The sequence below is a fragment of the Nocardiopsis sp. NPDC055824 genome (assembly GCF_053616335.1).
The window spans coordinates 1-9,479 of record NZ_JBSHDN010000230.1; the positions used below are offsets into that span (position 1 = coordinate 1).

8 protein-coding genes are annotated in these 9,479 nt (G+C 74.7%); all 8 read right to left on the bottom strand.

Going from position 1 to position 9,479, the window contains the following annotated elements; translation table 11 throughout:
- Nucleotides 1-71: 71 nt before the first annotated feature.
- The gene (locus ACWGL3_RS28315; RefSeq protein ID WP_267950542.1) at nucleotides 72-854 is read right to left on the bottom strand and encodes a type III pantothenate kinase; all 783 of its coding nucleotides are present in this window, start codon (nucleotides 852-854) and stop codon (nucleotides 72-74) included.
- 65 nt (nucleotides 855-919) lie between these two features.
- On the bottom strand, nucleotides 920-3,511 hold the full coding sequence (locus ACWGL3_RS28320) for an L-aspartate oxidase (RefSeq protein ID WP_267946850.1): 2,592 nt from the start codon (nucleotides 3,509-3,511) through the stop codon (nucleotides 920-922).
- A gap of 43 nt (nucleotides 3,512-3,554) precedes the next feature.
- Nucleotides 3,555-4,433 (bottom strand): pantoate--beta-alanine ligase, encoded by an 879-nt coding sequence (gene panC, locus ACWGL3_RS28325; RefSeq protein WP_267946851.1) that lies wholly within the window; start codon nucleotides 4,431-4,433, stop codon nucleotides 3,555-3,557.
- An 80-nt stretch (nucleotides 4,434-4,513) separates the two neighbouring features.
- Complete coding sequence (locus ACWGL3_RS28330) at nucleotides 4,514-5,398, bottom strand: Rossmann-like and DUF2520 domain-containing protein (RefSeq protein WP_267946852.1); 885 nt, start codon at nucleotides 5,396-5,398, stop codon at nucleotides 4,514-4,516.
- A gap of 176 nt (nucleotides 5,399-5,574) precedes the next feature.
- Nucleotides 5,575-5,817, bottom strand: coding sequence for a hypothetical protein (locus ACWGL3_RS28335; RefSeq protein ID WP_267946853.1), 243 nt, complete (start codon nucleotides 5,815-5,817; stop codon nucleotides 5,575-5,577).
- A gap of 501 nt (nucleotides 5,818-6,318) precedes the next feature.
- Entirely contained in the window at nucleotides 6,319-6,558 is a 240-nt protein-coding gene (locus tag ACWGL3_RS28340) for a chaplin family protein (RefSeq protein ID WP_267946854.1), read from the bottom strand.
- Between the two features lie 243 nt (nucleotides 6,559-6,801).
- Nucleotides 6,802-8,196 carry a PH domain-containing protein gene (locus tag ACWGL3_RS28345; RefSeq protein WP_267946855.1) on the bottom strand — a complete coding sequence of 465 codons (1,395 nt, stop codon included), beginning with the start codon at nucleotides 8,194-8,196 and terminating at the stop codon, nucleotides 6,802-6,804.
- Between the two features lie 594 nt (nucleotides 8,197-8,790).
- Nucleotides 8,791-9,237 (bottom strand): PH domain-containing protein, encoded by a 447-nt coding sequence (locus ACWGL3_RS28350; RefSeq protein WP_346660255.1) that lies wholly within the window; start codon nucleotides 9,235-9,237, stop codon nucleotides 8,791-8,793.
- Nucleotides 9,238-9,479 lie beyond the last annotated feature (242 nt).

A 9,479-nucleotide genomic window follows, 5' to 3' on the forward strand; every position in this document is an offset into this window, starting at 1 on the left:
CGGGTGCGCCCCCCGCCGCGCACGGGCCCGTGTGCGGGGGGGGGGCGTGCGCCCCCGCCCCGCGCCCGGGCTCAGCCCGTGTTGCGCTCGAAGACCAGGCGCAGCCCGATCAGGGTGAGCCACGGCTCGTGCAGGTCCACGGTCTCGCACTCGCCGATGACCGTGGACGCGAGCCCTCCGGTGGCCACGACGGTCACGTCGTCCGGGGAGTCGGTGAGCTCGGCGACCATCCGGTCGACGATCCCGTCCACCTGGCCCGCGAACCCGAACACGATGCCCGAGCGCAGCGCCTCCGTGGTGTTCTTGGCGATGGCCGAACGCGGCTTGACGATCTCCACCATGTGCAGCTGGGCGCCGCGCCGGGACAGGGCGTCCACGGAGATGTCGATGCCGGGGGCGATCGCGCCGCCCACGTACTCGCCCTTGACGCTCACCGCGTCGAAGGTCGTCGCGGTCCCGAAGTCCACGACCACGGCCGGACCGCCGTAGAGGTGGTTGGCGGCGAGGGCGTTGATGATCCGGTCGCTCCCCACCTCCTTGGGGTTGTCCATCCGGATCGGCACCCCGGTCTTGACCCCGGGTTCGACGATGACGGCGGGGACGTCGCCGAAGTGGCGGCGGAACATGTCGCGCATCTCGTGCTGTACCGACGGCACCGAGCAGCACAGGGCGATCCCGTCGATGTCCTCCGGGCCGCCGAGGGTGCTCGCGTCGAGGAGCCCGCGCAGCACCACCGACCACTCGTCGGCGGTGCGCCGGGTGTCGGTCCCCACTCTCCAGTGTTCGAGAAGCTCGTCGGATTCAAAGAGACCGAAGACCGTCTCGGAGTTGCCGACGTCGATCGCGAGCAGCATTCTGAGGGCCTCATCCATGGTCGAAGTGGTGTGTTCTCAAGGAATCTTCCACCACTCGGGCGCCCTCACAACAGGTCGAGGGCGATATCGAGCGCGGGACTGGAGTGGGTGAGCGCGCCGACGGCGAGGTAGTCGACCCCGGTGCGGGCCACGTCCCCCGCAACGTCGAGGGTCAGTCCGCCGGAGGACTCCAGCCGCGCACGTCCCCCGACCTGGGCGACCGCCGCCCGGAGCCCGTCGACGGTGAAGTTGTCGAGGAGGATCTCCTCCGCCCCGGCGGCGATGGCGTCCTCGATCTGGTCGAGCCTGTCGACCTCGACCTCCAGGGGGAGGTCGGGGAAGCGCTCGCGGACGGCGCGCACCGCCTCGCCGACACCCCCGGCGGCGACCACGTGGTTGTCCTTGACCAGGCCCGCGTCGCTGAGGCCGTACCGGTGGTTCACGCCCCCTCCGCAGCGCACCGCGTACTTCTCCAGGGCGCGCATCCCGGGGCGGGTCTTGCGGCTGTCCCGAACGCGGGCCCGCGTGCCGGCCACGGCGTCCACCCACGCGCGCGTGGCCGTCGCGATCCCGGACATGTGGGTGAGGAGGTTGAGCGCGGTCCGCTCCGCGGTGAGCAGGTCGCGCGTACGCGCGGTGACGGTCATCAGGACGTCTCCGCGCTTGACCGCGTCGCCGTCCCGTGCGGTGCGCGTGACCTCCAGGGCGCCGTCGGCGACCAGCCAGAACACGAGCTCGGCGAGCGGGAGGCCGCTGACGGTGCCGTCGGCCCGGGCCACCACCTGGGCGGTGCGCACCTGGTCGGCGGGGATGGTCGCGACGCTGGTGACGTCGATGCCGGGGCCCGCGGTGAGGTCCTCGGCGAGGGCGCGGCGGACCAGTTCCACGTGGGACAGGTGGGGGGCGGTGCAGGAGAGGGAGAACTCGGCCCGGGCCTCCGGGCTCCGGTCGGCCCCGGCGAGGGGGAAGGAGACGGCGTCGAGTTCGGCCACGAGGGCGGACGGCAGGGACGGCTGCCAGTCCTCGGCGGTGGTCACGGCGGTGTCCCCTTCCAGTCGGACGACGACGGGCCGGATCCTGAGCCCGGATCTGGGCTCGGGGAAGTCGGCACGCTGGTGAGAGCCTCTGCTCTCGGTTCTGTACAGGGCGGCTGCGGCCACGAGGCGGGCCGTGGTGAGCAGGTTGGCGGCCTCCCACGCGGCGACGCCGGGGGTGACGGGCGCGGTCGGCCGGGCGAGGGCGTCGAGTTCGGCCACCAGCTCGGCGAGGCCCTCGCCCGTGCGGAGCACCCCGGCGTGCCGCGACATGAGGGTGCGGACCCGGGTGGCGGCGGCGGGGTCGGCGAGCGGGGTCACGGAGCCGGCGGTGGCGCCCGTCCCGGGGACGGGCCGGGGGTCCTCGGCCAGGCGCGCGGCGATCCGGTCGGCGTAGACCAGCCCCTCCAGCAGGGAGTTGGACGCGAGCCGGTTGGCGCCGTGGACGCCGGTGCGGGCGACCTCGCCGACCGCCCAGAGCCCGGGGACGCTGGTGCGGCCGTCGATGTCGACCTCGGCGCCGCCGGACGCGTAGTGGGCGGCGGGGGCGACGGGGACGGGCTCCGTGAGGGGGTCGACGCCGTTGGCGCGGCAGGAGGCAAGGATGGTGGGGAAGCGCTTCTCCCAGGTGGCCGCGCCGAAATGGCGGGTCTCCAGGTACACGTGGTCAACGCCCTGCTCGGCCATGGTGCGGGCGATGGTGCGGGCGACCACGTCGCGCGGGGCGAGGTCGGCCAGCTCGTGGACGCCCTCCATGATGCGTGCGCCGTCGGCGTCCACCAGGTAGGCGCCCTCTCCCCGCAGGGCCTCGGAGACCAGGGGCTGCCGACCGCGTGCGTCGGCGCCGAGCCAGAGCACGGTGGGGTGGAACTGGATGAACTCCAGGTCGCGCATCCTGGCCCCGGCCCTGGCGGCGAGGGCGAGGCCGTCCCCGGTGGAGACGGGCGGGTTGGTGGTGGCCGCGAAGACCTGCCCGATGCCCCCGGTGGCCAGGACCACGGCGGGTGCGACGACCGCGCCGACGCCGTCGCGGGCCCCCTCCCCCATCACGTGCAGGGTCACCCCGGTGACGGCCCCGGTGGCGGGGTCGTGGAGGGTGTCGAGCGCGAGGGCGTGCTCGACGACCTCGATCCGCTCCTCCGCGAGGACGGCGGCGACGAGCGCGCGCTGGATCTCGGCGCCGGTCGCGTCGCCGCCCGCGTGCGCGACGCGGTCCGCGCGGTGGCCGCCCTCCCGGGTGAGGGCGAGGGCGCCGTCCTCGGAGCGGTCGAACTCGGCGCCCAGTCCGATGAGCCAGCGCAGTGCGCCGGGTCCCTCGGTGGCCAGGACGTTGACGGCGTGGGGGTCGGACAGCCCGCCCCCCGCCAGGTGGGTGTCGACCATGTGGGCGACGGGGTCGTCGCCGGGCGCGACGGCCGCGGCGATCCCGCCCTGGGCGTAGGCGGTGGACCCTGTGGACAGCCGGTCCTTGGTGACCAGCACGACCCGTCCGCTCCCGCTCCTCTGGACGTAGCGCAGCGCGGTGCTCAGGCCCGCGATGCCGGAGCCGACGACCGCGACGTCCGCCGCGACCGTCCACCCGGGCCCGGGTGCGTCGAGCCTGGTCTGTGCGGGTGTACTCATCTGGGGTCTCTTTCGCGAGGCGCCGCCCCGGGGGCCGGGGCGGTCACAGGGGGATCGACACGTTGTCGATGAGCCGGGTGGAGCCCACGCGGGCGGCGACGGCGAGGACCGCGTCCCCCCGGTGGCCGGGCGCGGCCTCGGTGAAGGTCGCGGCGTCGACCAGGGCCAGGTAGTCGAGGACGACGGGGGGAGCGGCCCCGGCCGCCCCGTCCAGTACGGCGTGGGCGGCGGCGCGGACGGCGTCCGGCCCCCCGGCCGCGGCCTCACGGCCCGCCCGGAGGGCGCGCGACAGCGCCAGTGCGCTGCGCCGCTCGGCGTCCGACAGGTAGACGTTGCGGCTGGAGGAGGCGAGCCCGTCGGGGTCGCGGAGGATGGGGGCCCCGACGATCTCCACGGGCACGTCGAGGTCGGCCACCATGCGCCTGACGAGCGCGATCTGCTGGGCGTCCTTCTCCCCGAAGACGGCGGTGTCGGGCCGGACCAGGTTGAGGAGCTTGGCGACGACGGTGAGGACCCCGGTGAAGTGCCCGGGGCGGGAGGCGCCCTCCAGCCGCTCCCCCATCGGCCCGGCGTCGACCGTGACCATCTGCGGGGCCGGGTACATGGTGGCGACGGACGGGGCGAAGACGACGTCCACCCCCTCCTCCGCGCAGAGTGCGGTGTCGGCCGCCAGGTCGCGCGGGTAGCGGTCGAAGTCCTCGTCGGGGCCGAACTGGAGCGGGTTGACGAAGACGCTGACGACCACCGTGTCCGCCCGCTCGCGGGCCAGGCGCATGAGGGAGCGGTGGCCGCCGTGGAGGGCGCCCATGGTGGGGACGAGGGCGACGTGCCCGGGGCCGGAGAGGGCCCGGCGCAGCTCTTCGGGCGTGCGTGCCACGAGGGGGCCGCCGGCGGTCGCGGTCTGCGGTGTGGGTTCGGTCATCGGTGGTTTCCCGTGGTGGAGTTCTGCGGCGCGCACGGCGCGGCGGCCGGGCGCGCACCGGGCGCGACGTGGGGAGGGCGTCAGCGGCGGAGGACGTCGAGCAGGCGCACGGCGTCCTCCGGCTTGAGCATCCCGGCGTTGATGGCGCGGTCGGCCGTGAGCCGGGCCAGCTCGACGTAGCTGGCGACGCTCTCGGGGGCGTTCTCGCGCAGCTGCTCGATGTGTCCGGCGACGGTCCCGGCGTCGCCGCGCAGGACGGGCCCGCTGAGGCCGTGGATGCCCAGGCGGAGGGCGTTGTCGAGGGCCGCGCTGAGCATGGGGGCGAGCATGCGGCCCGGCTCGGGGACGCCGGCGGCCGAGAGCAGGGCGGCGCTGTCCGCGACGAGGGTGACGAGGTGGTTCGCGCCTCCGGCGAGGGCCGCGTGGTAGAGGGTGCGCCTCTCCTCCTCGATCCACACGGGCTCGGCGCCCATCTCGACGACGAGGGCCTCGGCGATGGGCCGCAGCTGCTCGGGCGCCGTGACGCCGAACGCGCAGTTGGCGAGGCGGTCGACGTCCTCGTCGCGGCCGGTGAAGGTCATCGCCGGGTGGAGGGCGAGAGGGAGCGCGCCGACCAGGGTGGCGGGGGCGAGGACGCCGTAGCCGTGCGCCCCGCTGGCGTGGACCAGGAGTTTTCCGCGCAGGTCGGCGCCGGTGGAGGCGAGTCCCTCGGTGATGTCGGGCAGGGCGTCGTCGGGGACGGTCAGCAGGACGAGGTCGCTGGCCTCGGCGACCTGCGCCGGTTCGAGGACGCGCGCGGTGGGCAGGCGCCCGGCGACGCGCTCGCGGGAGGCGTCGGAGACCGCGGAGGCGGCGACGACCTCGTGCCCGGCGCGGCCGAGGGCCTGGCCGAGGACGGAGCCCACGCGGCCGGGACCGATGACGCCGACCCGCAGTCGGGCGGGGCGCCCCTGCGTCGTCTCCATGTGCGTGCCCCCTCGTGGTGCGGTGCGTCCGGTTCCCGCGCACCGTGACGCCTGTGCACACGATAGCCCTCCCCCGCCGGTGACCTGCCGCCCCGCCCCCGGGGACGCGAGTGGGGACGGACACGTCGTGCCCGTCCCCACCCGTCGTGCTCCCCGCCCCCGTGTGGGGGCGCGGATCAGTTCTGGATGATCACGCCGGTGTTGTAGCAGGAGCCCACGGACTTGCCGCCGAGGACGGCGTTGGAGATGCCGCAGCCCTCGCTCTCGTTCTCCAGCTCGTGGAGGGTGGTGTTCCCGCTGAGCACGGAATCGAAGTTCTGGGTCCAGGCCTCCGAGTCCGCAGCCGCAGGAGAGGCGGAGAGAAGGATTGCGGCGGAGGCGATGGCCACGGCACCGGTGGCGAACGTCTTCTTCAGCACGATGGAACTCCTTCTTTGTCCGGCCGGGAGGGCCGACCGGATCGCGGTTGTTCGTGGCACCCGGGAGTGCTGGTGATGAAGTTACTGGGCGAGAAGCCCCTTCAACGGGCTTGAGCTGGAGTGATCACGAAATCGACGGAGATGCCGACCCTGCGTAGTCGAACGTCTCGGGGTCGATCGGGGCAAAGGTCGCGGACCGGCGAGGGGGGTGTGCGCGCTGCGTCACCGCCGCGCGGGGTTCCAGTCGCGCACCAATACGGGTTGCGGTCAACCGTGTCGGACCGGAGGGCCGGGGGCGGGCGCCCCTCGGGGGCGGCGGGGCTCGTCCGCGCCGGACCCCGGACACGGGAAAGGCGCCACCCCGTCGTCACGGGATGGCGCCTCGCGCGGAAAGCTCGCGGACCCCGGCCGGGTCGGTTCAGTCGGGACGTCTCCGACTGGACACCCCCGCCCGGTCGGGCCGGATCGATCTGTCCTGCGTGTGCTGCGGGGACCGCGGTACTAGTTCTTGACCGTGGCGCCGGAGTCGACGCAGCTGGCGCCGGCCACGCCCAGGACGGAGATCGCGTTGCCGCAGACGTTGATCGGCACGTCCAGGTCCGCGACGAGCTGGTTGCCGCCGAGGATGCTGCCGTTGCCGGAGGTGAAGACGTTGCTGTTGGCCATGGCCGGAGCACCGGTGAACAGGACGCCGGCGGCGGCGGCAACGATGGCACTGGCGGCGAAAGCCTTCTTCAGCATGTGTTTCTCCCGTCGGACCGGTCGGCGGGGGCGCCAACCGGTCGATAACGTTGACTATGTGTATGAGACTGAACACTCCCCGTGTTCAGTCACTATTTAGCCATACTCAACCACTCCATGTGACCAAAACTCGGAAGTCTTCCGGGGCGCGGAGCTGGAGATATCACCATTCGCGACCAACCATGTCCGACATGTGGTCCACAACTGGAAGCACTTTGAGCCCATATTGTGTTGCACGTCACATCAGGTTTCGGGGGTGTCATAGGTCCCGTCCGCGGCCCCGGTCCCCACGGCGTGCCCCGGACGCCGCTCCAGCGTCGAACGGGTCGCCCAGCGCTCCGTCCCCGCCGACGGCACCCGTGCCCGGCGGCCGTACGCGGCGAGCGCGTCCACGAGCCGGCGGCCCTCCCCCGCCTCCCGGGCGGACGCCCTCGCCCGGACCGGGCCGGGGGGCGTGTCCACGTCCACCGACACGAGGCCGGTGAACCGGGCCAGCGGGCCGGCCGTCAGCCGCAGCGACTGGACGCGCTCCACCGGAACGATCTCCGTCACCTGGCAGAACAGGCCCCGGGTGCTGATGAACAGGCGCCGGTCGACGCCGACCAGCCCCGGCACCCAGGTCCGGTTCGGCACCATCGCCACGTGCGCCGCCCCGCTGTCCGGGAACAGCTCGTCGACCAGCGCGTAGGCCCTCCGGCGCGGGGCCACCGGGAGCAGGGTGGCCGAGTCGCCCTGGCGGGCTCCCGCGTATCCCGCGACGTTGGCCTCCACACGGGCCACCCCCAGTGCGCGCCAGAGCAGCGGCTCGACCACGCGCACCGCCTGGACCCGGCCCGGCGGGACCGTCTGCATGCGGCGCTGGAACATGCCGTAGCGCAGCCGGAGCCCGTCCGAGGACAGGGAGGCGTAGTAGTCCGTGTAGCGGGCCAGGGGCCCCCAGAAGTAGCGGAGCAGCCCCAGGGTGAGGGGCACGAGCGCGCCCGCCACCCCCGGTTCGGCGAAGACCGCGCCGGCGGTGGCCAGCATGAGCAGCAGCACGAACGACAGCAGGACCGGCACCCGGAAGGTCAGCGCGCCGAGCAGCAGGAGGAACGGCAGCCGGTAGAACGGCCACTCCGGCGCCTCGGGCGAACGGCCCGGGAGCCCCGCCGCGTGGGCGAGGACCGCCGCGCGCACCCGTTCGGCCAGGCCCCTGCGCAGACAGCGCAGCCGGATGGCGCTCCCGTCGCCCCCGGCGAGTTCGATGCGCAGTTCGGCCATGCCGAACACCTGCATGAGCAGGGGCTGGACCACGTCCACCGCCTGGAGGCGGCTGAGCGGGATCTCCCGTGAGCTGCGCATCACGAGACCGGTGTGGACCACCAGGTGGTCCTCGCGCAGGCCGAAGGTGCCGTACCACCAGGAGGGCAGGGCGTAGGCGAGGGAGCCGAACACGACGGCCACCGTCATCATCACCACCCAGCCGAAGCCGAACATGGTGAGGATCGGGCCGGCCAGCGCCACGAACACCAGGGCGACGGCGACCACCTGGAGCGGGACGACCGCCCAGTGCGAACGGAACACGCCCGTGGTGACGTCCTCGTCGGGTTCGCGCCGCGGTACCGGCTGCGGGCGCCACGCCACCGAGGGGGGCAGCATCGTCGGCGCCTGCGGGTACGGGCCGGCCGGCGGGAAGCCGGCGGGGGGCCGGGCCCCGTGGCCGTACGGCGCCCCGTACGGCCCCTGCGGGCCGGGAGCGGGGTACCCGCCGGGCCCCGGGGGACCGTACGGACCCGGAGCGGCTCCGGGGGCGGGCGGGTGCGCCGGTCGGCCGCCGGGCCACTGCGGCGCCGGTCCGGGCGGGATCCCCGGACCGTACGCGGACCGGGGGTCCCGGGGAACGGGTCCCGGCCGCCCCGGGGCGCCCGGACGGCCGGACTCCGCGTGCGCGGCGGGCGGGGGCCCGGGCGGCACACGCCCGGCGGTCCCCTCCGGTGCCGACCGCGGGGCGCCGGGCGCCTCCTGGGGACCGGAGGGGCCCTGGGCGCCGGAGGGCTCCTGGGCGCCGGTCGGACCCACAGGTCCGGGCTCCGCCCCCGCCGCCTCCGGGCGCGGGCCCCCGCCGGGCGGGACCCACCCCGGTCCGGCCGTGTCCTGCGGCCCCGGCGGGTCCTCACGCGCGGCGCCCTCCCCCGAGGGCTGTTCCCCCGGTGGACGCTGGGGCTCCTGGGACGGCTGAGCTGATCCGTGCACTTACAACCCCGTCGAGAAACTCTCGCTGCGCGCCGCGAGCCGGTCGCGCAACTGGACGGCTTCGGCCAGGGGGAGTCCGACCACGCGGATGTCGGCGGTGCTCGCCGCGGTGCGCACCCGCACGGTCGCGATCCCCAGTGCCTGTTCCAGCAGGTCGGCGGTGACGTCGACGACCTGCATGCGGCCGTAGGGGACGACCACCAGCTGGCGGACGAGCACCCCGTAGGTCAGGTACAGCTCCTCCGCGGCCTCCGCGTACCCCCACGACCCGCGGAACCGCCCGGCCAGGAGCCAGCCCGCGGCGAAGGCCGCCAGGGCCGCCGCCGTCCAGCCCGCGGCCCACGGCCAGGAGGCCCAGACGAAGAGCGTCACGGCGCCCCCGACGCCGGCGATCAGGCACACCGCGCCCACCACGAGCCTGCGGTACCACGCGAGGGCGGGCGACACGCGGTTCCAGGAGGTGTTCTCGGGCGGGGCGAACGCCGCGTCGAGCGGCCGGGCGGGCCGGGGCTCCCCGGTCGGGGTCGGCGGCGTCGGCTGCGGTGTCGGATCACTGGTCTCCACGGAGCCAGTCAACCATCAGCGGGCAACCCCCCGCCGGAGCGGCTCGGCGCGGCCCCGGGCCGGACTGCGGCGCGGGCGCCCCGGAAGCGGCCGGCGGGCCCGTCGCAGGGTCGGCCGTCCCCGGC

What these genes read in the sequence shown, in the direction of transcription:
- ACWGL3_RS28315 (WP_267950542.1), bottom strand. Translation starts at nt 854, where the DNA reads ATGCTGCTCGCGATCGACGTCGGCAACTCCGAGACGGTCTTCGGTCTC.
- ACWGL3_RS28320 (WP_267946850.1), bottom strand. Translation starts at nt 3,511, where the DNA reads ATGAGTACACCCGCACAGACCAGGCTCGACGCACCCGGGCCCGGGTGG.
- panC (WP_267946851.1), bottom strand. Translation starts at nt 4,433, where the DNA reads ATGACCGAACCCACACCGCAGACCGCGACCGCCGGCGGCCCCCTCGTG.
- ACWGL3_RS28330 (WP_267946852.1), bottom strand. Translation starts at nt 5,398, where the DNA reads ATGGAGACGACGCAGGGGCGCCCCGCCCGACTGCGGGTCGGCGTCATC.
- ACWGL3_RS28340 (WP_267946854.1), bottom strand. Translation starts at nt 6,558, where the DNA reads ATGCTGAAGAAGGCTTTCGCCGCCAGTGCCATCGTTGCCGCCGCCGCC.
- ACWGL3_RS28345 (WP_267946855.1), bottom strand. Translation starts at nt 8,196, where the DNA reads ATGCTGCCCCCCTCGGTGGCGTGGCGCCCGCAGCCGGTACCGCGGCGC.